Genomic DNA, 262 nt, shown 5'->3' with positions numbered 1-262 from the left:
CCACATGCAGGGCTGCTTCTGTGGGGTCGGGCGCAAGGATCACCAAGCCGATCAGCCGCCCGTCCTCCTCTGCAGTGATCGTCAGCACGTCGCTCTCGGCGTCCCGTGCGTCGATCCATTCCGAGGCCGCGCGCGCGCCCTGCCCCAGATGCAAGGCTCCGGGCAGATGCGCGGTGACGGCGGGCGTCAGGATCTCGTGCAGCGCGTGCTCAATGAACTGGCGCGTGTCGGCGTCCCGCAAGAGCGGGCCCCAGGGCTGAAC

The 262-nt window shown here is 69.5% G+C and carries 1 protein-coding gene; it reads right to left on the bottom strand.

Annotated elements, in window-relative coordinates; genetic code table 11:
* Positions 1-241: hypothetical protein (locus tag JI667_RS21760; RefSeq protein ID WP_206858564.1), on the bottom strand; the 241-nt coding region annotated here is incomplete at its 3' end.
* Positions 242-262 lie beyond the last annotated feature (21 nt).

It is taken from the genome of Bacillus sp. NTK074B (assembly GCF_017303375.1).
Taxonomy (GTDB): domain Bacteria; phylum Bacillota; class Bacilli; order Bacillales; family Bacillaceae_B; genus Rossellomorea.
The sequence above is the reverse complement of the archived record's forward strand: the minus strand, read 5'-3'. Positions and strand labels throughout refer to the sequence as shown.